Raw genomic sequence first — 24812 nt, 5'->3', positions numbered from 1 at the left:
CAATAGCACCAGCTCCGCGCGTGCTCAGCATTTAACGGCTGAAAATGCCGGGGCAAAGCTCGGCATGGCAATGTGTGGGGCTGCCTCTGCCTTTTGCTTACCAAGTCTGTTTTACCAACCCAACAATCCAGGTTTGCAGCCGCTTACTTGGCCGCTCATAATAGCCCGTGTTTAGGTGTTGTTTTTTTGAGTAACTGAGTAGTGCAGTAAATGAGTGATTTTATCGTTGGTTTAACCGGTGGCATTGGTAGTGGCAAATCCGCCGCCGCGGCCCGGTTTACCGAACACGGCATAGCGGCCATAGACGCCGATGTAGCCGCCCGCGAAGTCGTAGAACCCGGCCAACCGGCGCTGGCCGCCATTGCCGAGCGCTTTGGCCCGGATGTCTTGTTAGCCAATGGCGAGCTCAACCGGGCCAAGCTGCGCGAGATCATCTTCAACAATGCCGAGCACAAAACCTGGTTAGAATCGCTGCTACACCCGCTGATTCGCCAGCGCATTGCAGACTTTTTGCAAGCCGCCACCAGTCCCTACGCCCTGTTGGTTTCGCCCTTGTTGGTGGAATCCAACCAAAAAGAGATGGTGGATAACGTGGTTGTGGTGGATGTTCCCGAGGCCATTCAATTGGAGCGCACCATGGCCCGGGATGGCAACACAGAGCAATTGGTGCGTAACATCATGGCCGCCCAAGCCACCCGCGAGCAACGCTCCGCCGCCGCAAACTTTGTGATCGACAACAGCGCCGACCTGGCCAGCCTGTATCTACAAGTGGATGATATTCACCGGCAACTGCTGTTGTTGGCTGAAGCCTAAACACCACCTGTTAACCATGGTTGACACATAATCAACTATTAACTACAGTTCCTAGATGATTGAGATAAGGAAGACTCACATCTTTGCCGGCTGGATTGATCAGATAAAGGACTCTAAGGCAAAAGCACGCATTCTGGTACGCATTGATCGGCTGAGATTTGGCCATTTCGGTGACGTAAAATCCGAAGGTGATAACGTTAGAGAACTGCGTATATTTTACGGTCCGGGTTATCGCGTGTACTTTACTCAGCAGGGCTCTGAAATCGTAATATTGCTATGCGGGGGCGATAAAAGCTCCCAAAAGCGAGACATCGCAAAAGCAAAAGAATTGGCTCGGCAACTGGAGCGATAACCATGAAAACCACATTATGGGATTCTGCGGATCACTTGAAGACCACAGAAGACATCCTAGCGTACCTAGAAGCGAGTGTTGAAGAGGCCGGAAACGACCCTGCTTTTATTTTACAGGCGCTCGGGGTTGTAGCGCGCGCAAATAACATGAGCCAACTTTCCAGAGACACGGGTATAACCCGCGAAGGCTTGTATAAAGCGCTTTCTGCAGATGGCAACCCGTCATTTGCCACAGTGGCCAAGGTTACTAAAGCTTTAGGCTTAAAATTAGCCGTTGTACAGGCCTAAAAACAGAATGCAGATTTGCTCCTACATTAGTGTAGCAAACTAAAACAGGTACTTATCGACATGCCCAAAACCACCACACTCCCCTGCCCTACCTGCGAGAAAACCGTGGAATGGAACGATAAATTCCCAGACAGGCCCTTCTGCAGCGAACGCTGCAAGTTGATAGACCTAGGTGAATGGGCCAGCGAGAACCACCGCATTGCCGGCAGCCCAGTGTACGACGAGGTACTCAGCGAGCAGTTAAATAACCCAGGTAACGACCAGCTGCACTAAGCGCGGTATTCGCGTCTCAAAACCTGCGCCCGCAGGGCCACGGAGGCGTACGGTGATGACTTGCCAACCTTAGTTTTTGACCACTCCAACCGCCCCAGTTACTAGGTTGATCATTGTACATTGAGCTGCAAAATGAAAACCAAAGAAACGCTTAGCACTCGTATCGATGCCGCCACAAAGCAAGAGTTTACGAATGTCTGCGAAAGCCTGGGCCTCAGCACCTCGCAAGCATTAAACATTTTTGTTACTGCGGTAGTTAATTACGGCGGCATACCATTCGAACTAAAAGCACGCCAACCGAATAAGCAGACGGCCGCAGCCATAGCAGAACTGGAAAGCGGACAGGGAAATACCGCTATCAATTTAGAAGAATTGAGCGATGCTCCCACTTGAGGTTTGAACGCAACCCTACAACACTCAATATACCGCCCAACACTCGCCACCAAACGGCAAAGGCAGCAACCCCCTAACCCTGTAGCAGCTGCCGAACCTTTTCCACAATGGCCACATTAGCCTCTGGGAAGTCGAAATCGCCTAGCTCTGCGGCGCTGGCCCAGGTGAGTGGTTGGCCCTCTACCCCCTTGGGCTCACCGGTGAAAGCATCCACCACCCACACATCCAACATTACCGATTTATCGCTGTAATCGTGGCGAATTTCCATTAACGGCTGGCAGTTTTCGACTTGGATGGCCAGCTCCTCTTGCAGCTCGCGGGTGAGCGCATGGGCCACGGATTCGTTGGGCTCTACTTTGCCCCCCGGAAACTCCCACAGGCCACCCTGGTGTTGGTGCTGGGCGCGTTTCGCCAGCAACACGCATTGGTTTTGCACTACCACGCCCACGGCAACGTGCACGACTTTTTTGGCTGGCTGGCTCATGCTTAGCTACGGTATTCCGCGTTAATGGTGACGTATTCGTGGGAGAAGTCCGAGGTCCAGACGGTTTCTTCGGCACTGCCACGGGCCAATTCTATGGTGATGGTGATGCGGTCTTGGTCCATGACCTTTTGGCCGGCCTCTTCGGTGTAACTGGCCGCGCGTGCGCCATTAGCCACAATTTGTACGTCGCCCAAAAATACATTCACCTTGGACGCATCCAACCCTTGCACGCCGGCATAGCCAATGGCGGCGACGATGCGCCCCCAGTTAGGATCGCAAGCGAACAGCGCAGTTTTTACCAGCGGCGAGTGGGCCACCGCGTAGGCCACCCGCAGGCTTTCTTTGCTGGTTTCACCCTGCTGCACGTTAATGGCCACAAATTTAGTGGCGCCCTCGGCATCCGCCACTATGGCGTGGGCCAATTGCATCAGCACCTCGGTTATGGCCTGCGCAATTACTGGGTAATTTGCGTCATCCTCGCTGGCGATTTCTGCACAACCGCTGCCGCCGGTGGCCACCAACATGCAGGAGTCGTTGGTGGAAGTGTCGCCATCCACGGTAATCCGGTTAAACGATTTATCCGCCGCCCGGCTTAAAATTGATTGCAACAGAGGCTGGGCGATGGTGGCGTCGGTAACCACGTAGCCCAACATGGTGGCCATATTGGGTTTAATCATCCCGGCACCTTTACTAATGCCGGTAATGGTGACGGTTTTACCGTCGATGATCAGCGTTTTGCTGACGCCCTTGGGGCGTGTGTCCGTGGTCATAATGCCACGGGCGGCGCGTAGCCAGTTGTCTTCGCTGAGCGTTTCCCAAGCTTTGGGTAAGGCAGTAGTCAGCCGGCTTACCGGTAGCGGCTCGCCAATCACACCGGTAGAAAACGGCATAATTTGATGCGGTTTAACACCGGCGATATCCGCAGCGGCTTGGCAGGTTTGCTTAGCGTGGCTTAGGCCTTGGTCGCCGGTACAGGCATTGGCATTGCCGGCATTAATGACAAAGGCTTCTACAGCGCCGCCGAGGTATTCACGGCATAGGGTAACCGGCGCGGCGCAGAAGGCATTTTTGGTGAACACACCCGCCACCGAGCTGCCCGGCGCAAAGCGCAGTACCACAACATCATCGCGGACAACTTTTGCGGGCTTTACGCCTTTGATGTCGGCAAAGGTAGCGCCAAGCTGGCAGCCTTTCACGGGTAACAATGCGGGGATCTCAAAACCGGCAACAGCCATAGCGACGCCTCTATCTGTATGGTTATCTGTATGGTGGAAAACAAAAACACCCGCCTAAGCGGGTGTGGGTGTTATTCACGGCTTAGTAAGCTTAAAGCCTATCCCAAACGGCCGTGGCACTGCTTGTATTTTTTACCAGAGCCACAAGGGCAAGGCTCGTTGCGGCCAACCTTGGGCAAACTGCGGCGCACGGGCTCAGCCGCAGCCGGCTCTTGCTCGGCGCTTTCAGGGTCATCTTCGGCCAGTGCGCTGGCCTCAGCGTGTTCCATCTTTAAGCGCATTTGCTCTTGCATCTCTATTTGCTTGCGCTCGAGTTCTTCCAGCTGCTCTTGGCTAATGGGTTCTACTCGGGCCAACATTTTGACCACTTCGTGTTTCACGTTGTTAAGTAAGGCTTGGAACAGCTCGAAGGATTCGCGCTTAAATTCTTGCTTGGGGTTTTTCTGCGCGTAGGCACGCAGGTTAATACCCTGTCGCAGGTGGTCCATATTGGCCAAGTGCTCTTTCCATAAGGTATCCAACACTTGCAGCATTACCCGGCGCTCTACCTCTGGCATCATTTCGCCAAACCGCTCGCATTTGGCAGCCCAGGCGGCATCTGCGGCTTCTACAATACGCCCACGCAAGGATTCTTCGTGCAGTTTTTTGTCTTCATCTAGCCATTGCTGTACCGGCAGTTTTAAACCCAGTTCGGCGTCGAGGTGCTGCTCCAAGCCGGGAATATCCCACTGCTCTTCCACGCTTTGTGGCGGCACAAAATCGTGGTAAATATCGGTAACCACATCTTGGCGAATGGCGTTGATGGTATCGGAGATACCGTCAGATTCTAAAATGTCGTCACGCTGCTGGTAAATAACCTGGCGCTGGTCGTTGGAAACATCGTCGTATTCCAGCAACTGCTTACGGATATCAAAGTTGCGGCCTTCTACTTTGCGCTGGGCTTTTTCAATGGCGTTGCTCACCATGCGGTGTTCAATGGCTTCGCCCTTTTCCATACCCAGGGCTTTCATAAAGTTACGTATGCGGTCGCTGGCAAAAATACGCATAAGGTTATCTTCCATAGAAAGATAAAAACGCGTCATGCCTGGGTCGCCCTGGCGGCCAGAGCGGCCCCGTAACTGATTGTCGATTCGGCGAGATTCGTGCCGCTCGGTACCGATGATGTGCAGGCCACCCGCTTCTAATACGATTTCGTGGCGCTTTTCCCACTCGGTTTTAATGGTGGCAATTTGTGCTTCGGTTGGGTTTTCCAGGTCAGCAACTTCCGCTTCCCAGTTACCACCCAACACAATATCGGTACCCCGGCCAGCCATGTTGGTGGCAATGGTTACCGTACCCGGCCGGCCAGCCTGGGCAATAATTTCTGCTTCTTTTTCGTGGAACTTGGCGTTAAGTACCCGGTGTTTTACTCCGGCCTGGTCAAACTTGGCCGACATAATTTCAGACGTCTCGATGGACGCGGTGCCCACCAATACTGGGGCTTTTTTCTCAATGCAGTGTTTTACATCGTCAACGATAGCATCGTATTTTTCTTCCAACGACAGGTACACCAAATCGTTGAGGTCTTCACGGGCAATCTTTCTGTTGGTGGGAATAACCACCACATCCAAGCCGTAAATTTGGTGAAATTCCACCGCCTCGGTATCCGCGGTACCGGTCATACCGCTGAGCTTGTTGTACAACCGGAAGTAATTTTGGAAGGTAGTCGAGGCAAGCGTTTGGCTTTCACTCTGAATTTGCATGCCTTCTTTGGCTTCCAACGCCTGGTGCAGGCCTTCGGATAAACGCCGGCCTGGCATGGTTCGGCCGGTGTGCTCATCAATCAGCATGACTTGGTTTTGCTGCACAATGTAGTGAATATCACGAAAATAAAGCGTGTGTGCACGCAGGGCTGCGTGTACGTGGTGCAGCAACCCTAAATTGGTGGGTGAATACAGGCTGTCGTTCTCTTCCAACATGCCGTTGGATACCAACAGGTCTTCGACTTTTTGGTGGCCAATTTCGGTAAGTTCAACCGAACGGGTCTTTTCATCCACCAAGTAGTCGCCGGTGATATCCGGGTTTTCCTCGCCTTCGGGGATTGGATCTTGGCGAGTGAGCATTGGGAACAGCTGATTGATAGACCGGTACATGGCCGAACTATCCTGGGCCGCGCCAGAGATAATCAACGGCGTTCGGGCCTCATCAATTAAGATGGAGTCTACTTCATCCACAATGGCGAAGTTGAGGCCACGTTGGGCGCGGTCTTCCAGCCGAAGGGCCATGTTATCGCGCAGATAATCGAAGCCAAATTCGTTGTTGGTGCCGTAGGTGATATCGCAGGAGTAAGCTTGCTTTTTAGACTCTGGGTCTTGCATTGAGTGTATAACACCCACGGTTAAACCCAACGCGTTATACAGCGGCGTCATCCATTGTGCGTCTCGGGTGGCCAGGTAGTCATTCACCGTTACCACGTGCACGCCTTTATCCGACAGTGCATTCAAATACACCGGCAGCGTGGCCATTAGGGTTTTACCCTCACCGGTACGCATCTCTGCAATGCGGCCTTGGTGCAGGGTAATACCACCAATCATCTGCACATCAAAGTGGCGCATGCCCAATGATCGAGTACCTGCCTCGCGCACCAATGCAAAGGCTTCCACCAGCATGTCGTCCAGGCTGGCGCCATCACTTACGCGCTGCTTAAATTCCGCGGTTTTCTCAACGATTTGCTCATCCGTGAGCGCCTTGTATTCCTCTTCGAGAGCGTTGATCTTGGTAACCAACTTCCGCATACGTTTTAATTCGCGGTCGTTTTTTGTACCGACAACAGCTCTAAGTACTTTGCCAATCATGTTTTGGTCCGAATATCTTAATTTTTAACGCAATTAGCCCCAAAATTGGGGGCCAAGTAAACCTGAAGGCGCCGAGAGACGCAAGTTACAGAGGGGATTATTTTCGCGGAGTGCGGTGAATGTAGGAGGCAGGATCGACCGGACGGCCGTTTTTATAAACTTCAAAATGCACATGGGGGCCGGTGGAACGGCCACTGCTACCCATTAAAGCAAGGGTTTGGCCTTTCTTGACCACTTCGCCCACTTTGACTAGGTTTTCTTTGTTGTGGGCGTAGCGTGTTGCCATTCCCGAACCGTGGGTCACTTCAACCATGTTGCCATAGCCGTAGCGCTCGCCAGACCAAGTTATCACGCCACCCGCAACGGCAATGATTTCGGCGTTTTCCTTACCCGCAAAATCAACGCCTTTGTGCCAGGCAAGCTTACCGTTAAAAGGATCGGTACGGCGGCCATAGCGAGAGGACATCCAGCCTTTTTTGATGGGCCGGCCCGCGAGGAAAGTGTCATCTTGGATTTGCCGATCGGACATGAGAATTTCGAGCGTGTTGAGCTGCATTTCTCGGTTGTCGATTTGCGCGGAAATCTCATCCAAAACCGTCATAAAGGTTGGCGGTTCGAAATTGATGGATTCGCTGAATTCTTCGGGGCCACCCAGCGCGGGGACTTCATTAAAGTTAAACTCGCCGGCATCCAGCTTGGCGGCCTGGGTTAAGCGCTCGCCGACGGCGTCGATGCGCTGCAACCGGGCCTGTAATTCGGCCACTCGTAAGGTCATTGCCGCCAATTGGGCCTCGGCTTCGCGCTTGCTTTGGTCTATTTCTGCTTGCTGCTGGGCCAGCGCCTCTTGCCACTCTTGTGCGTTGTCGTTTTCGGTGACTTCGATGGCACTGTTACCGCTGTTAATCATGGCGCCTAAAGCAACACCTAAACCCAATGGCAAACCAATCAGGCACACAGACAACAACGCTTTCGTCCAACCGGATACATCCAGGTTGTACGTTTTCGTCGGCGTAAGGCCTTTATTTAAAACAATGATTTTCATTCAGGTGTGAAAACGCGGTTCGATCCGGTAGTTACGCTCTTCTTATATATTAGAAAAGGCTTAGTTGTACTTATTTGTGGCTCTAGATGACTCAAAATCCGCGAAATTGTTCGGAACTGGCCATAATTTGCACGGGATAATGCCAAACACCAACCGCTAATACAATAAGGGTTTTGTTAACAACTGATGGATTTTACGCTTGCCCCTGTAGGCAAACATCATAAAAACACTTATTTTTAGCTATAAAACCAAAGTTTTATGCGTGGTTTTCGGCAATAAAGAGCTTGGTTAAGAAGAGTTTAGACCGGGATGAGCAGGTTTGCATGCACCAACTCGGCTGTTGCCGAGTAGTTAAACCGCTGATAGATGATAGAACTTTTGATAAGCCCGAAAACTGGCGCCCACTGTCATCACAGCGGGCGCCAATTGCGATTAGGCAGACGCCATAACCGGCTTAATATAGGAGATAGGCGCTACCACGTTGTCTTCGAAGGAGACCAATTCCCATGCATCTTGCTGACGAATCAGCTCACGCAGCAACTTGTTATTTAGTGCGTGGCCAGATTTGTGAGCTCTAAACTCACCCACCAGGCTTTTGCCCAACAAGTACAAGTCACCGATGGCATCTAAGATTTTATGCTTTACGAATTCGTCTTCGTAACGCAGGCCATCTTCGTTCAAAATGCGGTATTGGTCGACAACAATGGCGTTATCCACACTACCACCTTTGGCCAAGCCTTTAGAGCGAAGGTATTCAAAATCGCTCATAAAGCCGAAGGTACGGGCACGGCTAACTTCTTTAACAAAAGAAGTACTGGAGAAATCCACTTCCGCGCTGGCAATTCGGTCACGGAACACCGGGTGGTCAAAGTCGATACTGAACGAGACTTTGAAGCCATCGAAGGGTAAAAACTCGGCGACTTTGTCGCCCTCTTCGATGCGCACCGGGCGTTTAATGCGAATAAATTGCTTAGCGGCGGATTGTTCTTCGATGCCAGCGGACTGGATCAAAAACACAAACGGGCCGGCGCTGCCATCCATAATAGGAACCTCTGGCGCGCTTACCTCAACAATCGCGTTGTCGATGCCAAGACCGGCCATGGCCGATAACAGGTGCTCAACGGTAGAGACGCGCACATCCCCTTTCATCAGGGTAGTAGAGAGGGTTGTGTCGCCTACATTTTGAGCCGACGCGTGGATATCGACATTAGGAGTAATGTCTGTGCGTCGAAAAATGATACCCGTGTCGACCGGAGCAGGTTTTAGGGTCAAATAAACTTTGTCCCCAGTGTGCAAACCAACACCAGTGGCTCGAATAGCGTTTTTGAGTGTCCGCTGTTTGATCATCGTAGAAACGAATCTCCAAATCCGTGACCGTCCATGGCCATGTGTGTTTTGTTACAAAAAATCGGGCGGCAATATACCATAATATACCCGCATTAATAGCGTGGTTTTACGGCGATTACTGTATCCCCGGCGGCCCAAGGTGTTACTGCTCACCCTGTGCCCACCGTGCGTTTTTTGTAGCCAGAATTAATCTGCCTGGCGACGCAAAAACGCGGGGATATCCAGATAGTCCATGTCGCGATCGTCAATCGGCTTTGGCTCACGGTGTACAGCGTGTTTGCTGGCTACCGCGGCGGCTGGCTTAGCAACAGAGCGCACAGATTGTGGATTGCGCATTACTGTTGGACGATCGAGGCTTGAGTAATCTGGTTGGGCGGTGGTTACACCAACCGATTTTTCACCACGTTCAAAATCGCTGCCTGATGTGTCGATTTCCACTTCTCGCTCCGCGCCAAGGCCGGTAGCAACAACTGTGACTCGCAAATCACCAGACATATCTGGGTCGATGACGGTACCAACAACAACGGTGGCGTCGTTAGAGGCAAACTCTTCTATGGTGTCACCTACATCGCTGAACTCGCCCAGCGACAGGTCCATACCCGCAGTGATGTTTACCAATATGCCACGTGCGCCCTGTAGGTTGATGTCGTCCAGTAGAGGGCTGCGAATTGCTGCTTCAGCGGCCTCTCTGGCTCGGTTTTCACCTTTGGCGCAGCCAGTACCCATCATGGCCATACCCATTTCTGACATAACAGTTCTAACGTCGGCGAAATCGACGTTAATCATGCCAGGTCTGATGATTAAATCAGCTATACCCTGAACGGCACCTAAAAGGACATTGTTTGCTTCTTTAAAAGCTTCCAAAAGCGATGTATTGCTACCCAGTACGGATAGAAGGCGCTCGTTGGGGATAGTAATCAGTGAATCGACGCGCTCTTGCAATTCTTTGATGCCAAGCTCGGCGATCTTCATGCGCTTTTTGCCTTCAAACGGGAAAGGCTTGGTTACTACCGCCACGGTAAGGATGCCAAGGTCCCGGGCGACTTCGGCAACCACTGGTGCACCACCGGTTCCGGTTCCACCGCCCATGCCTGCGGTGATGAACACCATGTCAGCGCCGGCTAATACTTCGGCAATGCGCTCGCGGTCTTCCATCGCTGCCTGGCGGCCTACGTCTGGGTTGGCGCCGGCGCCCAGGCCTTTGGTCATGCCTTGGCCCAGTTGCAAAACGGTGCGCGCTTCTACGTCTTTCAATGCTTGAGCATCGGTGTTGGCGCAAATAAATTCTACACCGTCGATGCTGCTTTCAATCATGTGTTTAACGGCGTTACCACCGCCGCCACCAACGCCAACGACTTTGATAACTGCATTTTGGGGAACGCTGTCTACGAGTTCGAACATAATACCCTCTCCAGATTTTAGTGATTTACCCTGATGAAAATTGTGAATTCTTTTTAAGTCATTACTTCTGTATTACATATTGGACTCGAACCATTTTTTGATTCGGCCCCAAAAACTGAGCTTTTCTTCAATTGGACCTTTGCTGCGGCCCTCTTTGCTTTGCTGCAAGCCGTACTGCAATAAACCAACGCCGGTGGAATAGATGGGGTTACTGACGATATCGGATAACCCGCGCACCCCTTGGGGCGACCCCAACCGCACCGGCATGTGAAAAATTTCTTCTGCCAGTTCTACCACGCCTTCCATTTTGGACGTACCGCCGGTTAGCACGATGCCCGCGGCAACCAAATCTTCGTAACCACTGCGGCGCAACTCGGCCTGCACCAGCGTAAATAGTTCGTCGTAGCGCGGCTCAACCACCTCGGCCAGAGCCTGTCGCGACAGGTGACGCGGTTTGCGATCACCCACGCTTGGTACTTTGATGCTTTCATCGTCACCGGTGAGCTTGGCCAGCGCACAGGCGTACTTGATTTTAATTTCTTCGGCGTGCGGTGTTGGTGTGCGCAACGCCATGGCAATATCGTTGGTGACTTGATCACCAGCGATGGGAATCACTCCGGTGTGCTGAATGGCACCCTCACTGAATACGGCGATGTCGGTGGTGCCACCACCGATGTCAACCATGCACACCCCCAACTCTTTTTCGTCGTCGGTCAGTACCGCGTAACTGGAAGCCAATTGCTCTAGGATGATGTCTTCTACATCCAGGCCACAGCGGCGTATGCATTTTTCAATATTTTGCGCGGCATTAACGGCGCAGGTCACCAGATGCACTTTGGCTTCTAGACGGACGCCGGACATGCCCAGTGGCTCTTTAACGCCCTCTTGGTCGTCTATTAAGTATTCCTGCGGCAATATGTGCAGTACTTTTTGGTCTGCCGGTATGGCCACCGCCTGGGCGGCGTCTATCACGCGTTCTAAATCCTGCTCCATGACTTCGCGATCTTTTATCGCGACTATGCCGTGGGAATTCAAACTGCTGATGTGGCTACCGGCAATGCCTACGTACACGGTTTCTATATGGCAACCGGCCATCAGCTCGGCTTCTTCTACCGCGCGCTGGATGGATTGCACGGTTGATTCAATATTGACGACAACGCCTTTCTTGAGCCCGGTCGATTTGTGCGAACCAATACCGATAATTTCTAGCTCGCCTTCCGGGTTAAGCTCGCCAACAATCGCCACCACTTTAGAGGTGCCGATGTCTAAGCCAACGATGATGCGACCGTCGTGCGCATTTGCCATTGCCAATTCCTTGTTTTCTATGGCTCTTACTTGGTTAAGTTGGCGAGTTTTTGATCTCAGCAGCCAGTGGGCTGCGATAACTCTGTTTTAAACAAGCAATAATAAAATTTGTTCAAGCGCGCTTGCATTTATTTACAATAAATTTTTGCGCATTCTACCGTAAATAAAAAATAAATTGTCTAATTTGCTGAACTTATTTCTTGTTTTATCCACTTTACTGCCACGCCATTTCGGTAGCGCAGGTCAACCGACTGAATTTCTGCCAAACGCGGCTTTAAAGTGGATTCAAAAACGGTGCTAAAGCGCTCCATTTTGTTCTGTAATTGATCTCGGCCCAGTTTGATAAACAAACCGTTACTTAATTCAATCTGCCAAGACAAATCTTCGCTCAAAATCATTTCGTTAACGCTGAGGCCCATGGGCTGCAAGGTGCGATTGATCTCTACAAACTGCTTGGCCACTTCCAACTGGCTTTCTTTCGGGCCGCTTAGTTTTGGTAAGTACATTAACGACTGATTGTCACCCAACACAATCTCTTTGCCGGCGTGATTGAGGAAGCCTGTATCGCGCCAGCGGGCGATTGCGGTTTCTTCCTGCAGAGCGATGTGTAAGCGATCTGGCCAACGACGGCTGAGATTTGCCTGGGCAATCCAAGGGTGCTGTTCGATATTCGCTTTTAGCTGCGTTAAATCGGTGCCCAAAAAGCGCTGGCCGATCATGGGCTGCATCAAACTTTGCAACTCAGACTCACTCACGTGCTCCATGGCGGCTTCGATTTCCACCGCAGAGATTGGCCGATCGGTAATTTCGGTCACGGCTTTGTTGGCCGTGTTGCCAACCGCGTAGATGGCCACAACCGACACACTGGTAATAAAGCTGCCAATTAACCAACCAGATAAACGTTTACGTCGCGCACGGGTTGGCGTTACCAAGTCCTGCCGGCGACGATTTTTTGTGTTTTTCTTGCGGTTGGTTTTGCTCGCTTTCACGGTTTTGCCTACCAAAATTTCTAATTGAGTGTTTGTTGTACAATTTGCAAACACAGTTCGCTAAATTCTATGCCGCGAGCTTTAGCCGCCATGGGCACTAAGCTGTGGCTGGTCATGCCGGGCACTGTGTTCACTTCCAAAGCGTAAAACTGGCCATTCGCGTCGGCCATAAAGTCCACCCGTCCCCAGCCCTGGCAATCCAGAGCGTTAAAGCAAGCCAGAGTTAGTTCTGCCAAGGCTTGCTCTGCCTCGGTAGATAAACCACAGGGGCACAGATACCGGGTTTCGTTAGAAATATATTTTGCGTCGTAATCGTAAAACTCGTTGTCGGTTTCCAGCTTTATGGCGGGCAAACTCTGGTTGCCCAGGACACCAACGGTGTACTCAGCCCCTTCGATTAAGGTTTCGGCTAGCACGGCGGCATCAAATTTAGCCGCGGTTTGATAAGCCTGCTGTAATTGCTCGGCCGAAGTGGCTTTGCTCATGCCAATGCTGGAACCCTCGTGAGCAGGCTTCACAAACGCCTTGCCACCAAGATCCTCCAACACTTGCTGCCAGTTGCTGTGCTCGTTTAGCAACGCAAACTTTGGCGTGCTGATGCCCAGGGCGGTAAAAATGTATTTGCTTTTTAGCTTGTCCATGGCCAGGGCTGACGCCTGCACACCGCTACCGGTATACGGAATATTCAAAAATTCCAACAGCGCTTGCATGGTGCCGTCTTCTCCACCTTGGCCGTGCAAGGCAATAAAAGCACGGTCAATTTTGGCGGCCTGAATTTTCGCCAGCGGATCTTCAGCCAGTTCAATAGCCACCACATCTACACCTGCGGATTGCAACGCGGCCACCACTGCCTGGCCACTTTGCAGCGATACGTCTCGCTCGGCGGAAGTGCCTCCGTACAGCACCCCTACTCGGCCTAATTGTGTAACGTCAAAAGTGGTCATATCCGCTCGCCTACTATTGCAACTTTCGCTTGGCCAATTCTTTTGCCAAACCACCCACGTTACCCGCACCTTGGGTAATAATAATGTCGCCCGGGGCGACAATATCCCGCACCACCTCCGGTACAGCTTCCACGCCCTCAACAAAAATGGGGTCTACCTGGCCGCGATTACGAATACTGCGGCTCAATTGACGGCCGTCGGCGCCTTGGATGGGCGCTTCACCGGCGCTGTACACTTCGAGTAAAACCAATACGTCAACGGCGGAAAGCACATCGACGAAATCTTCGAATAAATCTCGTGTACGGGTGTAACGGTGGGGCTGATAAATCATAACCAGTCGGCGCTCTGGCCAACCTTTGCGCACGGCGGCGATGGTTGCTGCTACTTCGCGTGGGTGATGACCGTAGTCGTCCACCAACATGGCGGTGCCGTCGCCGATGGCAATATCACCGTACACCTGAAAGCGACGACCAACGCCTAAAAATTCAGCCAAACCGGATTGAATGGCGTCGTCGTCGATACCTTCATCCGCAGCCACGGCGATGGCGGCCAACGCGTTTAAAATATTGTGCTCGCCAGGCATATTCAGAAATATATCCAACGGCTCGGTACGGTCTGGCAGGGTGACGTTAAAGCGACTGGTCATGCCTTCTTGGCGCACATCGATTGCGCGCACATCGTTTTCAGGGCCAAGACCGTAGGTTAGAACCGGGCGGGATATCTGCGGTATTACCTCTCGTACTATGTCGTCGTCGCCACATACCACAGCCAAGCCGTAAAACGGTAGGTTGTGCAAAAATTCAATAAAGGTGTGCTTTAAGCGCGAAAAGTCACCTTCGTAGGTATCCATGTGGTCGGCATCGATGTTGGTAACGATGGCCACCATGGGCTGCAGGTGCAAAAACGATGCGTCGCTTTCGTCGGCCTCGGCAATTAAATAGCGGCTTTTACCCAAGGCCGCGTTGCTGCCGGCGCTGTTTAACAAACCGCCAATCACAAAAGTCGGGTCGCGTTGGGCGCTGGCAAAAATGGAGGCCAATAAACTGGTGGTAGTGGTTTTACCGTGGGTGCCTGCCACTGCAATTCCGTGTCGATAGCGCATCAGCTCGCCCAGCATTTCTGCTCGGCGTACTACAGGAATACGATATTCCCGCGCACTGACCAGCTCTGGGTTGCTGCCATCAATGGCAGTGGAGTTAACCACCACATCGGCACCGATGACATTAGCCGCGTGGTGGCCTATAAAAATCTTTGCGCCTAAATCCGCTAGGCGATTGGTAACCTCGGACTCTTTTAAATCCGAGCCAGAAATTTGGTAACCTTGGTTTAATAACACCTCAGCAATTCCAGACATACCAGCACCACCAATACCAATAAAATGGATTCGGCGGATTCGGCGCATTTCGGGTACTTGGTTAATCAGTGTTTTGTTAGCGTCCACGGCTTAGCACCTCTACACATTCTTGGGCAACTTGTTCGGCCGCATCGGTTTTGGCCTGCAACCGAGCGTTCTCTGCCATGGTTAAAATCTTTGTTCGTTGTTGGGCGGCGGTTGATAGTTCTTCCACCAAACGAGCCACGGTTAGATCTTTCTGTTGGCATAAATGGGCCGCGCCCTGCTCTACCAACCATTGCGCGTTAGCAGTTTGATGATCGTCAATGGCGTGGGGGAATGGCACCATTAAAGATGCGCAACCGGCGGCGGCGATTTCTGCCACGGTAAGCGCTCCGGCCCGGCAAACAATAAAATGGGCTTTGCCATAGGCCGCTGCCATGTCATCCACAAAAGGCTGCACTACCACGGTATCATCCAGGGTGATGCCATTGTCGGCGTAGGCGGCTTTGGTTTGCTCCACATTTTTGCCCCCGCACTGGTGCACCACGTGAATGGACACATCAAGATTCGCGCGAAGTACTGCCAGAGCGGCTGGCACCAATTCGTTAATGGCTGCAGCACCCAGGCTACCGCCCAACACCAACAGCTGTAATGAGTCGGTTGATTCAGCGCAGGCTAAGCGCAGGCTGGGCGCTGGCAATTGACTAATGGCCTTGCGCACTGGGTTGCCCACCACACGGGCACCGGTAAATACATTCGGGAATGCAGTAAATACCGTGGTAGCGATTTTGGCCAACAGCTTATTGGTGGTACCCGCCACGGCGTTTTGCTCGTGGATAATTAATGGCAAGCCGGCCAATTTAGCGGCTACGCCACCGGGCCCGGCCACAAAGCCACCGAAACCAAGCACCACACTGGCATTGCGTTGTTTTATCGCGGAGCGGGCCTGGGCAACGGCTTTACTGAGTACAAACGGAGCACGCATTAAAGCGGTTTTGCCTTTACCGCGAACGCCTTCAACGTCGATGTAGTCGATCTCAATTCCGGCCTTGGGCACCAATTGCGATTCCAAACCACGGCGAGTTCCCAACCAGGAAACCGTAAAATCTTGGTTTTTCAATTCTTCGGCCACCGCCAGTGCGGGGTAAATATGCCCACCGGTGCCGCCTGCCATAATGACTGCGTGTTTGCTCATGGGTTGGCAGCCTCCGATAACGGACGCGGCGTAATTTGCAGCTCTTTTTGCACGCGGATTAACAGGCCCATCATCATCATGCTGATAATTAAGCTACTGCCGCCATAACTCACAAAAGGCAATGTCAGACCTTTGGTGGGTAATAACCCGGTGGCCACGCCCACATTTATAAACACTTGGCAGGCCAGCAGTACGGCCACGCCGTAGGCAGCAAAACAAGCAAAGTCGTTATCTTGGCGAATTGCCTCTTTGGCCAACATAAAGGCTTTGACGATTAACGCCCCGAACAGGCCAATCACCACCACCGCACCCAAAAAGCCAAATTCCTCAGCGATAACGGAAAAAATAAAGTCGGTGTGGGCCTCTGGCAGAAAGTGCAGTTTTTGTATGCTGTTACCCAGGCCCAGGCCAAACCACTCGCCCCGGCCAAAGCCAATAAGCGATTGCACTAACTGATAGCCGGAGCCGTATTGATCCTGCCACGGATCCAGGAAGGCACGCAGACGCGCCATGCGATAATCCACCGGCAGAATGAGCGCCACAAAAGCGCCAGCGGCCATGCCCATCAACAAGAAGCATTGCCATAACTTGATGCCGGCGATAAACATCATGGCCAAAACGGTTGTCATCAACACCACGGTGGAGCCTAGGTCTGGTTCCATCAAAATAAACGCGGCCAGTACCAACAAAATACCCAGAGGCTTTAAAATGGCCCAGCTATTGGCTTTGATTTCTTTGTGCCATTTACTTAGATAGCTGGCAAAAAATATGATGGCGCAGAACTTGGCAAGCTCCGAGGCCTGTAAATTAATTGGCCCTACGCGAATCCACCGTTTGCTACCTTTTACCTCTGTGCCAATGCCGGGAATCAATACCAACACCAGCACAACCAAAGCCGCCAGTAACATCACCCAACCGTAATTTCTCCACAGCGCTAAAGGGGTGCACGCCACAAAACCGCAGGCGGCAAAACCAAGCACCAAAAACACGAGGTGCCGCCGGGCAAAAAACCATGGGTCGCTGTAGCCTGGATCTGGCAAGGCGGCAAGGCTAATGGAAGACGAGGCCACCATAACGGCACCAAGAGACACCAACGCCAACACCAGTACCAATAAAACTCGGTCTGCCAATAAACCGGCGAATAACTCCTGCTGCCAGTCGAAATTTTTAATGGCGGCGAGGCTCATTGTGGCAACCTCGCTACAGCTGCTGCGAAGGCATCACCGCGAGCTTGGTAACCGCTGAACATATCGAAACTGGCACAAGCCGGTGACAACAACACCAAGTCACCGGGTTTTGCAGCGGCCACCGCTTGCGCAACAGCATTCTCCAAGCTCGAGGCTGAGCAAACGGTTACTGTATTTTCGATGGCCTGTGCAATTTGCGCGGCGTCTTCACCCATAACAAATGCAGTTTGCACCTGCGCCGTTAGACCGGGCAGCAATTGTGAAAAATCCCCACCTTTACCCTGGCCACCCAACAACAGATGAATTTTTTGGTTATCCGTCAACTCGCCAACCAATCCTTTCAACGCAGCCAAAGTGGCGCCCACATTGGTGGCTTTAGAATCGTTGATAAAGGTAACACCCTGTTTTGTTGCAATGGTTTGGCAACGGTGTTGTACCCCTGGAAAGGCTTTTAGCGCGGATAGAGCGTCATCATTTAACGCGCCCATGGTCTCGACTAAGGCCATGGCCGCCAGTGCGTTACTAACGTTGTGGCTGCCACGCATGGTGATGTCGCTGGCTGGCATCAAAGCGTGCAAACCTTTGGCTAAATACACGCCGTCGACTTCAGTGATTAAACCAAAGTCTTTTAAATCGGGCTTGTTTAAGCCAAAGGAAATGACCTGGGTATCCTGGGCCACTGGCCCGCGGCTCAATGGGTCGTCGCGGTTGACCAGCATGGTTTTTGCACCGAAAAAGATACGCATTTTGGCCGCGTGGTAGGCAGCGATATTGCTGTAGCGATCCATGTGGTCGGCGCTGATATTCAGTACCACTGCGGCGCGAGCATTCAGCTGACTGGTGGTTTCCAATTGAAAACTGGATAACTCCAATACGTAAAAATCCGGTGTGGGCTTGGCCAATAGATCCAGCGCCGGGGTACCAATATTCCCTCCCATCAATACCGATGCTCCGCCGGCCTTTGCCATTTCTCCAACTAAGGAGGTTACGGTGGTTTTTCCGTTGGAGCCGGTTATTGCAATAATGGGAGCTTTAGCCGCGCGGGCAAACAATTCAATATCGCCAATGACTTCTACTCCGGCTGCCAAGGCATCTTGTAGGGCTGGCGCAGACAACGGCAGGCCTGGGCTCAGTACAATTTGCTCCGCCCCGAGTAACAGCTCGGGGTCTATGGCGCCGCAATGGCATTGGCGGCCAGGGAATTCGGCATTAAAAGTGGGTAATAACGCAGGCTCGGCCCGGGTGTCTACCACCACAAAGGGCCGATTTTCGCGCGCAAGAAAGCGCGCAACCGACAAACCGGTAACACCCAGCCCGACGATTACGGTAACTTTACTTGTTGCGATGAGTTCTGCCATTGATAATTACCGTAGTTTCAACGTTGCTAGACCGAACAGCACCAACATTACGGTGATGATCCAAAAACGAACGATCACCCGTGGTTCGGGCCAGCCTTTTAATTCAAAGTGGTGATGTAACGGCGCCATTCTAAAAATTCGTCGGCCGGTTAATTTGTAGGAGCCGACCTGCAAAATTACCGAAACTGTTTCCATAACAAACACACCGCTCATTATGAAAAATACGATTTCGTGGCGAACAATAACCGCAACTGTGCCCAGAGCCGCTCCCAGAGCCAAAGCACCTACGTCGCCCATAAATACTTGCGCTGGGTAGGTGTTAAACCATAAGAAACCTAAGCCCGCTCCGGCCAAGGCCGCACAGAACACCACTAGTTCGCCGGTGCCCGGCACATTTGCAATGTGCAAATATTGAGAGAACTCAGTGTGGCCGGTGACATAGGCTAAAATCCCTAGTGCAGAACCCACCATCACCGAGGGCATAATGGCTAAGCCATCCAAGCCGTCGGTTAGATTTACCGCGTTACTGCTACCGACAATGACAAAGTAGGTAAAAGGAATAAAAAAGAAGCCCATATTAATGGCGACATTTTTAAAAAACGGTACAAATAACTGCGTTTCTGCCGGGCTTTGCGCGGTGTAGTACAAAAAGATCGCAGCACCAAGGCCAGCAAAGGATTGCCAAAAGTATTTCCACCGAGCGGGCAATCCGCGAGAGTTCTTTTCCACTACTTTGCGGTAATCATCCACCCAGCCAACGGCGGCAAACACGGCGGTTACTACCAACACCACCCACACGTAGCGGTTGCTTAAATCGGACCACAGCAAAGAGCTGACAAAAATAGCCGCTAAAATTAGTGTGCCGCCCATGGTAGGCGTACCGCTTTTGCTAAGGTGGCTTTGCGGCCCATCATCGCGCACGGCCTGGCCGATTTGCAGTTGATTTAAACGGCGAATCATCCACGGGCCAAGCATCATGGAGATGCTCAACGCAGTGAGCACGCCGAGGATGGCGCGCAGTGTTAAATACTGAAATACGGCAAACTCTTTAACGTATTCCTGAAGAATTGAAGCCAGCCAAACCAGCATTAGATATTTTCTCCCTGAGCTGAGATTGCCTGTACTACCTGTTCCATACCTGCGCTTCTTGACCCTTTAACCAACACCGCCGCATCAATACTAAGCTGCGGTTCTAAAGCCGCGATTAGTGCCTCGCGGCTGGCGAAATTATGTGCGCCCTCACCGAACTCTTGCACCGCAAAATTGGACAGTGGCCCCACGGTTAGCAGTTGGTCGACGTCCTCATTTTTGGCGTAGCGACCAACTTCCCGGTGGGCGGCTTCGGCTTCGTCGGCCAGCTCGCCCATATCCCCTAAAACTAAAATTCTGCGGCCTTGTAATTCTGCCAATACGTCAATTGCCGCTTTAACACTGCCTGGGTTTGCGTTGTAACTGTCGTCGATTAAACGCGCACCGTTTTTGGCTCGGCCTACATTTAAGCGCCCATTAACCGCGTTAAATTGCTCCAAGCCTTGTTTAATATCGTTGAGCTCTACGCCCAAAGGAATGGCGCAACAGGCTGCAGCCAAGGCATTAGCCACGTTGGCCCGCCCTAACACGTTTAGCTGGATTTCGATTCTGCCGGCATGGGTACACAACTGAAATTGCGCCCGGCCAAGGTTGTCAATTTGCACATCACTGGCGGAGACATCGGCTTGGTGATCGGCTACGCTGAACCCAATCCAATTGCGCTCACCAATGGACTGCAGCCACTGGCCGGCGTATTGGTCATCCAAATTGATGATGGCCGTGCCGTCGTCGGTTAAACCCGAGTAGATTTCGCCTTTGGTTTTGGCGATGGCATCCACCGAGCCAAAACCTTCTAGGTGCGCGGGTACCACATTGTTAACCAACGCCACTTGGGGCTCGGCCATATTGGTTAAATATTCAATTTCGCCCAGACCACTTGCACCCATTTCGACTACGGCAAAGTGGTGCTCTGGCATTAAAGACAGCAGCGTTTTCGGTACGCCAATGTGGTTATTTAAATTGCCTTGGGTGGCCCAGGTGGTGTTTAACTGAGACAAAATTGAAGCAACCATGCCCTTAACGGTGGTTTTGCCGCAGCTTCCGGTGATTGCCACCATGGCGTTACCCCAGCGGCGGCGATACCAAGTTGCCAATTTGCCCAAGGCTTCGGTGGTATCAGTGACAACAACTTGGCTGGCAGCCAGATCTTGCTGTTCTTCGCTTACCAGAACTGCCACGGCGCCTTTGGCAACGGCATCGCTGGCAAATTTATTACCGTCGAAATTCTTGCCGGTCAGCGCTAAAAACAAACTGCCGCTTTCAATCGTGCGGGTATCGGTGCTAATGCTGCTGATGGTTAGGTCTTCGCCCACTAGGCGGCCGTCTGTGCATTCGGCGATTTGTTGTAAAGTCATTGGCATCATAGCGCGCCCTCCTCTGCCTGCTGCTTGGCAGCCAGAGCTTTTGCACTGATGTCGATATCAGAAAACGCCAGCCTTTGTTCGCCAATAATTTGATAATCCTCGTGGCCTTTGCCAGCCACTAAAATAACGTCTGCCGGCGCTGCGCGCTGAATGGCCTCGGCAATGGCTTGGCCGCGATCTAACACCACAAGGGCACGATTGGGCACTGTAAAACCGGCAAGAATGTCGTCGGCGATGGCTTGCGGCGCTTCGCTGCGCGGATTGTCGTTGGTTACTATGCAGCGATCGGCCAAACGCTCGGCAATGCTGCCCATTTGAGGTCGTTTACCGGTATCGCGATCTCCGCCGCAACCAAAAACACACCACAATTGGCCCTGGCAATGCGAGCGCAGCGCGGTTAGGGCTTGCTCTAGGCCATCGGGAGTGTGTGCGTAATCCACGACCACCTGGGCAGCACTGGGTACTGCAGTAACTAATTGCATACGGCCAGTTACTGGCTCTAAGTGTTTTACTTTTGCCATTAGTTCGGTAAGCGAAACGCCTTCGACTAACAACGCAGTAACCACACCCAATAAATTACTTAAGTTAAATGAGCCAATTAATGGGCTTTGCAGACTCGCTTGACCAAAGGGCGAGTGCAAAAAAGCGGTGACACCCTGTTGGCTATACTGCACGTCGGTAACGTACACATCCGCTGCGCTATCACTTAGCGAATAACTCAATACCGAGGCGTTAAACTGCGCCGAGCTGAGCCATTGCAAACCTTGTTGGTCGTCGTAGTTAATAATCGCGTATTTTAGCCCCGCAAACTCAAACAACCGCCATTTACTGGCGGCGTAGTTTTGCATGTCGCCGTGGTAATCCAAGTGATCTCGACTTAAATTGGTGAACAACGCTGTGTGCACCGGTACGGCACTGATACGACCTTGATCTAAACTGTGCGACGACGCCTCCAACGACACATAGCGCGCACCGGCACGTTTGATTTGCGCCAAAAGCTGCTGAGAGGTTACCGCGTCTGGTGTGGTAAAACCGGTTTCGGTTAAGTCGCCACCAAAAATACCACCGCCAATGGTACCAATTACTCCGCATGGGTCATTCAATGATGCACGCAACTGAGCGTAAAGATGACTGCAGGTGGTTTTGCCGTTGGTGCCGGTGACCGCAAACACCTGTAAACTATTGGCGGGGTTACCGTAAAAACGGCCCGCCACGCGGGAAAGCGACTGCGTTAACTGCGGCACGCTAATCACTGGTACTTTATTTTGCTCACGGCAGGCAACCGACTCTGCCTCAGCAATCACCAACTGCGCACCGCAACTAATCGCCTGATCAATGTAGGCGCGGCCATCGCTGGCATAACCGGGTAATGCCACAAAGGCATCACCAGTTTGGATTTTACGGCTATCAGAAACCAAACGCGCCGGAGTCATTCCGACGACGTTGGGCGGCAAATTTAATTGCGGCCATGCTTCCAGTATTTGAGCTACCGTAGCCGTCATTATTGGCCCCCACCCAGCTGTGCCATTTGCTCAGTATTTGGATTGGATTCTGGCGGCACTTCCAATAAACGAAGCGCGGATTCCGTAACCCGGCCAAACACCGGCGCGGCTACTTCACCACCATAATATTTGCCAGTTTTAGGCTCAGAAATCACCGCAACAACAATGATTCTGGGGTTATCAAAGGGCGCGAAACCTGCGAATAACGAGCGATATTTATCGTCGGCGTAGCCGGTTTCACCAATCAAATGAGCGGTACCCGATTTGCCCGCTGTGGTGTAATGAGCTAACTGCGCTCGTGCGCCCGTGCCGCCTTTTTGCGTCACGGTAGCCAACATTTTTTTCATTTCCCGAGCGATGTCCGAGGCAATGACTTGCTGGCCACGGGGAGTTTCATCAACCCGCAACAGAGACACGGGCTTTTTGACGCCTTCGTTGGCGATAACCGAATAGGCTTGCGCCAATTGCAAAACGCTGGCGGTAAAGCCGTAGCCAAATGCGTAGTTGGCCAAGGTTACGGAAGGCCAACGGCGATGGTTGGGTAATTGCCCTACGCTTTCACCCGGGAAACCCGTACCTGGCGCCTGACCAAAACCCACTCGGTAATACATATCGCGAATGGCTTCGGGGCCGGTTTTTAAAGCCAGTTTTGTGGTACCCACTTGGCTGGACTTTGTGATGATTTTGGTGAGATCCATTTTGCCGTAGTTGACCGGATCAAGAAACGTTTTACCGCCCACGTGAACATAGCCGGGGCTGGTATCTATGATGCTGTTGGTATCCGCAACACCGGCTTCCATGGCGGCCATTATGCTGAATGGTTTTATCGTTGAGCCGGGCTCTAACTGATCAACTACCGCCCGGTTGCGCACGGCCTCGCCATCCAACTCGCTGCGGTCGTTGGGGTTAAACGAAGGTTGATTAACCAACGCCAACACTTCGCCACTGTGCGCATCCAGCACCACAACAGAGCCGGCGGAGGCGTTATTTTTTGCCACCGCTGCTTTTAGCTCACGGTAGGCCATATATTGCAAACGCAAGTCGATGGAAAGATCTAAGTTATTACCTGGGCTGGCCGCGTGGGTGATACCCACCTCTCGAATAACATTGCCTTTTTCATCTTTTAAAACCGTTTTACTGCCGGGCTCGCCGCGCAACCAATTATCGTAGGCAAGTTCAATAGCCTCTTGGCCTTGGTCGGTGAAATTGGTGAACCCTAACAGCTGCGCGCTGACCTCCGCCGATGGATAAAACCGACGATATTCTGTTTCGTAAAAAATGCCGGGAATTCCAAGAGCTTTAATTCGATCCGCGTATTCCGGCGGCAGGCGCGGTTTTAGCGACATATAAGAATGGGAACTGTAGCGTTCTAGTTTGTTTTTCAAATCACCCAGCTTCATACCCGCCGCCTTGGCCAGCTGAGGCAAGCGCGGGTAGTCACTACTGACAACTTGTGGATCTAGGTAGACCGATACCAGCGGCGTACTTACCGCCAGGGGCTCGCCATTGCGATCGCTGATAATGCCGCGATAACCAGGCAAAACTTCGGAGCGGAACGTGCGATCTTCTCCGGCTTGACGCAAAAAATCTGCGCCACGATCGGTACCGGACACCACCTGTACGCGAGCCAACTGTACGACTAACGCAAGCATTAACGCGGCCATCACCACGCCGACAAAATAGAAACGCCAGCGCGCCACCAGTACCGGCGGCGCGAGTTTTACGTTAGCTGAAGACTTTCGTTTTTTCTTCATTGCTCTACCACCACAATGGCTTCTGCAGCGGGTGGCTGCATGTGCAATTTATCCACCGCCATGGTTTCCACACGGCTGTAGGCACCGAGCGCACTGCGCTCCAAAAGGTACTGGCCGCGAACCACCTGTAAATCTGCGCTTTCGGCCTGGGCTTTAGCTAATTGATTGGTTAACTGGCGAGCCTTGTGGGTGGAATACACCACCGCCAACGCCGAACACACCACCGCTAACCACAAGACACAGGCAGCCATGGACACCAGCCAACGGGGCTGATGTACGGTTGCTGCTTGTTCGGCCGATTGACTCGCCATTAAAAAATTACCTGTGT

At 52.2% G+C, this 24812-nt stretch carries 23 protein-coding genes; 5 read left to right on the top strand and 18 right to left on the bottom strand.

Features of this window, described 5'->3' with window-relative positions; all coding sequences use genetic code 11:
• Positions 1 to 210: 210 nt before the first annotated feature.
• The 5 genes from coaE (at position 211) to ACGHM3_RS07175 (ending at position 2118) form a co-directional block, all read left to right on the top strand.
• Positions 211 to 813 carry a dephospho-CoA kinase gene (gene coaE, locus ACGHM3_RS07195; protein WP_345417444.1) on the top strand — a complete coding sequence of 201 codons (603 nt, stop codon included), beginning with the start codon at positions 211 to 213 and terminating at the stop codon, positions 811 to 813.
• Between the two features lie 55 nt (positions 814 to 868).
• The gene (locus ACGHM3_RS07190) at positions 869 to 1165 is read left to right on the top strand and encodes a type II toxin-antitoxin system RelE/ParE family toxin (protein ID WP_345417441.1); all 297 of its coding nucleotides are present in this window, start codon (positions 869 to 871) and stop codon (positions 1163 to 1165) included.
• Positions 1166 to 1167: 2 nt separating this feature from the next.
• On the top strand, positions 1168 to 1452 hold the full coding sequence (locus tag ACGHM3_RS07185; protein ID WP_345417438.1) for an addiction module antidote protein: 285 nt from the start codon (positions 1168 to 1170) through the stop codon (positions 1450 to 1452).
• Between the two features lie 60 nt (positions 1453 to 1512).
• On the top strand, positions 1513 to 1725 hold the full coding sequence (gene yacG / locus ACGHM3_RS07180; RefSeq protein WP_345417435.1) for a DNA gyrase inhibitor YacG: 213 nt from the start codon (positions 1513 to 1515) through the stop codon (positions 1723 to 1725).
• A gap of 132 nt (positions 1726 to 1857) precedes the next feature.
• The gene (locus tag ACGHM3_RS07175) at positions 1858 to 2118 is read left to right on the top strand and encodes a type II toxin-antitoxin system RelB/DinJ family antitoxin (protein ID WP_345417432.1); all 261 of its coding nucleotides are present in this window, start codon (positions 1858 to 1860) and stop codon (positions 2116 to 2118) included.
• A 73-nt stretch (positions 2119 to 2191) separates the two neighbouring features.
• On the opposite strand, the gene mutT is transcribed toward ACGHM3_RS07175, so the two are convergent.
• The 18 genes from mutT to ftsL form a co-directional block, all read right to left on the bottom strand.
• Positions 2192 to 2602, bottom strand: a complete 411-nt coding sequence (gene mutT, locus ACGHM3_RS07170; RefSeq protein ID WP_345417429.1) for an 8-oxo-dGTP diphosphatase MutT — start codon at positions 2600 to 2602, stop codon at positions 2192 to 2194.
• A 2-nt stretch (positions 2603 to 2604) separates the two neighbouring features.
• Complete coding sequence (gene argJ / locus ACGHM3_RS07165; RefSeq protein ID WP_345417426.1) at positions 2605 to 3837, bottom strand: bifunctional glutamate N-acetyltransferase/amino-acid acetyltransferase ArgJ; 1233 nt, start codon at positions 3835 to 3837, stop codon at positions 2605 to 2607.
• A 98-nt stretch (positions 3838 to 3935) separates the two neighbouring features.
• The gene (gene secA / locus ACGHM3_RS07160) at positions 3936 to 6671 is read right to left on the bottom strand and encodes a preprotein translocase subunit SecA (RefSeq protein ID WP_345417423.1); all 2736 of its coding nucleotides are present in this window, start codon (positions 6669 to 6671) and stop codon (positions 3936 to 3938) included.
• 97 nt (positions 6672 to 6768) lie between these two features.
• A complete protein-coding gene (locus tag ACGHM3_RS07155) occupies positions 6769 to 7713 on the bottom strand; it encodes a peptidoglycan DD-metalloendopeptidase family protein (RefSeq protein WP_345417419.1) in 945 nt (314 codons plus the stop codon).
• Positions 7714 to 8145: 432 nt separating this feature from the next.
• A complete protein-coding gene (lpxC, locus tag ACGHM3_RS07150; RefSeq protein WP_345417416.1) occupies positions 8146 to 9060 on the bottom strand; it encodes a UDP-3-O-acyl-N-acetylglucosamine deacetylase in 915 nt (304 codons plus the stop codon).
• A gap of 186 nt (positions 9061 to 9246) precedes the next feature.
• On the bottom strand, positions 9247 to 10461 hold the full coding sequence (gene ftsZ, locus ACGHM3_RS07145) for a cell division protein FtsZ (protein WP_345417413.1): 1215 nt from the start codon (positions 10459 to 10461) through the stop codon (positions 9247 to 9249).
• A 72-nt stretch (positions 10462 to 10533) separates the two neighbouring features.
• Positions 10534 to 11766, bottom strand: coding sequence for a cell division protein FtsA (gene ftsA / locus ACGHM3_RS07140; RefSeq protein ID WP_345417410.1), 1233 nt, complete (start codon positions 11764 to 11766; stop codon positions 10534 to 10536).
• A gap of 179 nt (positions 11767 to 11945) precedes the next feature.
• Positions 11946 to 12755, bottom strand: a complete 810-nt coding sequence (locus ACGHM3_RS07135; RefSeq protein ID WP_345417407.1) for a cell division protein FtsQ/DivIB — start codon at positions 12753 to 12755, stop codon at positions 11946 to 11948.
• A gap of 20 nt (positions 12756 to 12775) precedes the next feature.
• On the bottom strand, positions 12776 to 13699 hold the full coding sequence (locus ACGHM3_RS07130; protein ID WP_345417404.1) for a D-alanine--D-alanine ligase: 924 nt from the start codon (positions 13697 to 13699) through the stop codon (positions 12776 to 12778).
• Positions 13700 to 13712: 13 nt separating this feature from the next.
• Positions 13713 to 15101: a UDP-N-acetylmuramate--L-alanine ligase gene (gene murC / locus ACGHM3_RS07125; protein WP_345419131.1), complete on the bottom strand. Its 1389-nt coding sequence runs from the start codon at positions 15099 to 15101 to the stop codon at positions 13713 to 13715.
• A gap of 28 nt (positions 15102 to 15129) precedes the next feature.
• On the bottom strand, positions 15130 to 16230 hold the full coding sequence (gene murG / locus ACGHM3_RS07120; RefSeq protein ID WP_345417401.1) for an undecaprenyldiphospho-muramoylpentapeptide beta-N-acetylglucosaminyltransferase: 1101 nt from the start codon (positions 16228 to 16230) through the stop codon (positions 15130 to 15132).
• Complete coding sequence (ftsW, locus tag ACGHM3_RS07115) at positions 16227 to 17417, bottom strand: putative lipid II flippase FtsW (protein WP_345417398.1); 1191 nt, start codon at positions 17415 to 17417, stop codon at positions 16227 to 16229. Before ftsW ends, murG begins: the two co-directional genes overlap by 4 nt.
• The gene (murD, locus tag ACGHM3_RS07110; protein ID WP_345417395.1) at positions 17414 to 18775 is read right to left on the bottom strand and encodes a UDP-N-acetylmuramoyl-L-alanine--D-glutamate ligase; all 1362 of its coding nucleotides are present in this window, start codon (positions 18773 to 18775) and stop codon (positions 17414 to 17416) included. The genes ftsW and murD overlap by 4 nt, the downstream gene beginning before the upstream one ends.
• A 6-nt stretch (positions 18776 to 18781) precedes the next feature.
• Positions 18782 to 19864, bottom strand: a complete 1083-nt coding sequence (gene mraY / locus ACGHM3_RS07105) for a phospho-N-acetylmuramoyl-pentapeptide-transferase (protein ID WP_345417392.1) — start codon at positions 19862 to 19864, stop codon at positions 18782 to 18784.
• Positions 19864 to 21228 (bottom strand): UDP-N-acetylmuramoyl-tripeptide--D-alanyl-D-alanine ligase, encoded by a 1365-nt coding sequence (murF, locus tag ACGHM3_RS07100; protein ID WP_345417389.1) that lies wholly within the window; start codon positions 21226 to 21228, stop codon positions 19864 to 19866. Before murF ends, mraY begins: the two co-directional genes overlap by 1 nt.
• Positions 21225 to 22730, bottom strand: a complete 1506-nt coding sequence (gene murE, locus ACGHM3_RS07095; RefSeq protein ID WP_345417386.1) for a UDP-N-acetylmuramoyl-L-alanyl-D-glutamate--2,6-diaminopimelate ligase — start codon at positions 22728 to 22730, stop codon at positions 21225 to 21227. Before murE ends, murF begins: the two co-directional genes overlap by 4 nt.
• Positions 22730 to 24484: a penicillin-binding protein 2 gene (locus ACGHM3_RS07090; RefSeq protein WP_345417383.1), complete on the bottom strand. Its 1755-nt coding sequence runs from the start codon at positions 24482 to 24484 to the stop codon at positions 22730 to 22732. The genes murE and ACGHM3_RS07090 overlap by 1 nt, the downstream gene beginning before the upstream one ends.
• Positions 24481 to 24795, bottom strand: coding sequence for a cell division protein FtsL (gene ftsL, locus ACGHM3_RS07085; protein WP_345417380.1), 315 nt, complete (start codon positions 24793 to 24795; stop codon positions 24481 to 24483). Before ftsL ends, ACGHM3_RS07090 begins: the two co-directional genes overlap by 4 nt.
• Positions 24796 to 24812: the final 17 nt, after the last annotated feature.

Source organism: Halioxenophilus aromaticivorans (assembly GCF_042850945.1).
Lineage (GTDB): Bacteria > Pseudomonadota > Gammaproteobacteria > Pseudomonadales > Cellvibrionaceae > Halioxenophilus > Halioxenophilus aromaticivorans.
Note: the sequence above shows the minus strand (reverse complement) of the source record. Positions and strands in the feature narration are given on the sequence as shown.

Excerpts from the sequence above, each read along its gene's own strand:
- ftsW (WP_345417398.1), bottom strand. The coding sequence starts at position 17,417 with ATGAGCCTCGCCGCCATTAAAAATTTCGACTGGCAGCAGGAGTTATTC.
- argJ (WP_345417426.1), bottom strand. The coding sequence starts at position 3,837 with ATGGCTGTTGCCGGTTTTGAGATCCCCGCATTGTTACCCGTGAAAGGC.
- murF (WP_345417389.1), bottom strand. The coding sequence starts at position 21,228 with ATGATGCCAATGACTTTACAACAAATCGCCGAATGCACAGACGGCCGC.
- mutT (WP_345417429.1), bottom strand. The coding sequence starts at position 2,602 with ATGAGCCAGCCAGCCAAAAAAGTCGTGCACGTTGCCGTGGGCGTGGTA.
- secA (WP_345417423.1), bottom strand. The coding sequence starts at position 6,671 with ATGATTGGCAAAGTACTTAGAGCTGTTGTCGGTACAAAAAACGACCGC.
- ACGHM3_RS07155 (WP_345417419.1), bottom strand. The coding sequence starts at position 7,713 with ATGAAAATCATTGTTTTAAATAAAGGCCTTACGCCGACGAAAACGTAC.
- ftsZ (WP_345417413.1), bottom strand. The coding sequence starts at position 10,461 with ATGTTCGAACTCGTAGACAGCGTTCCCCAAAATGCAGTTATCAAAGTC.
- ACGHM3_RS07130 (WP_345417404.1), bottom strand. The coding sequence starts at position 13,699 with ATGACCACTTTTGACGTTACACAATTAGGCCGAGTAGGGGTGCTGTAC.
- coaE (WP_345417444.1), top strand. The coding sequence starts at position 211 with ATGAGTGATTTTATCGTTGGTTTAACCGGTGGCATTGGTAGTGGCAAA.
- ACGHM3_RS07190 (WP_345417441.1), top strand. The coding sequence starts at position 869 with ATGATTGAGATAAGGAAGACTCACATCTTTGCCGGCTGGATTGATCAG.
- murG (WP_345417401.1), bottom strand. The coding sequence starts at position 16,230 with ATGAGCAAACACGCAGTCATTATGGCAGGCGGCACCGGTGGGCATATT.
- ACGHM3_RS07185 (WP_345417438.1), top strand. The coding sequence starts at position 1,168 with ATGAAAACCACATTATGGGATTCTGCGGATCACTTGAAGACCACAGAA.
- ACGHM3_RS07090 (WP_345417383.1), bottom strand. The coding sequence starts at position 24,484 with ATGAAGAAAAAACGAAAGTCTTCAGCTAACGTAAAACTCGCGCCGCCG.
- murC (WP_345419131.1), bottom strand. The coding sequence starts at position 15,101 with ATGCGCCGAATCCGCCGAATCCATTTTATTGGTATTGGTGGTGCTGGT.
- ftsA (WP_345417410.1), bottom strand. The coding sequence starts at position 11,766 with ATGGCAAATGCGCACGACGGTCGCATCATCGTTGGCTTAGACATCGGC.
- ACGHM3_RS07175 (WP_345417432.1), top strand. The coding sequence starts at position 1,858 with ATGAAAACCAAAGAAACGCTTAGCACTCGTATCGATGCCGCCACAAAG.
- yacG (WP_345417435.1), top strand. The coding sequence starts at position 1,513 with ATGCCCAAAACCACCACACTCCCCTGCCCTACCTGCGAGAAAACCGTG.
- mraY (WP_345417392.1), bottom strand. The coding sequence starts at position 19,864 with ATGCTGGTTTGGCTGGCTTCAATTCTTCAGGAATACGTTAAAGAGTTT.
- murD (WP_345417395.1), bottom strand. The coding sequence starts at position 18,775 with ATGGCAGAACTCATCGCAACAAGTAAAGTTACCGTAATCGTCGGGCTG.
- murE (WP_345417386.1), bottom strand. The coding sequence starts at position 22,730 with ATGACGGCTACGGTAGCTCAAATACTGGAAGCATGGCCGCAATTAAAT.
- ftsL (WP_345417380.1), bottom strand. The coding sequence starts at position 24,795 with ATGGCGAGTCAATCGGCCGAACAAGCAGCAACCGTACATCAGCCCCGT.
- lpxC (WP_345417416.1), bottom strand. The coding sequence starts at position 9,060 with ATGATCAAACAGCGGACACTCAAAAACGCTATTCGAGCCACTGGTGTT.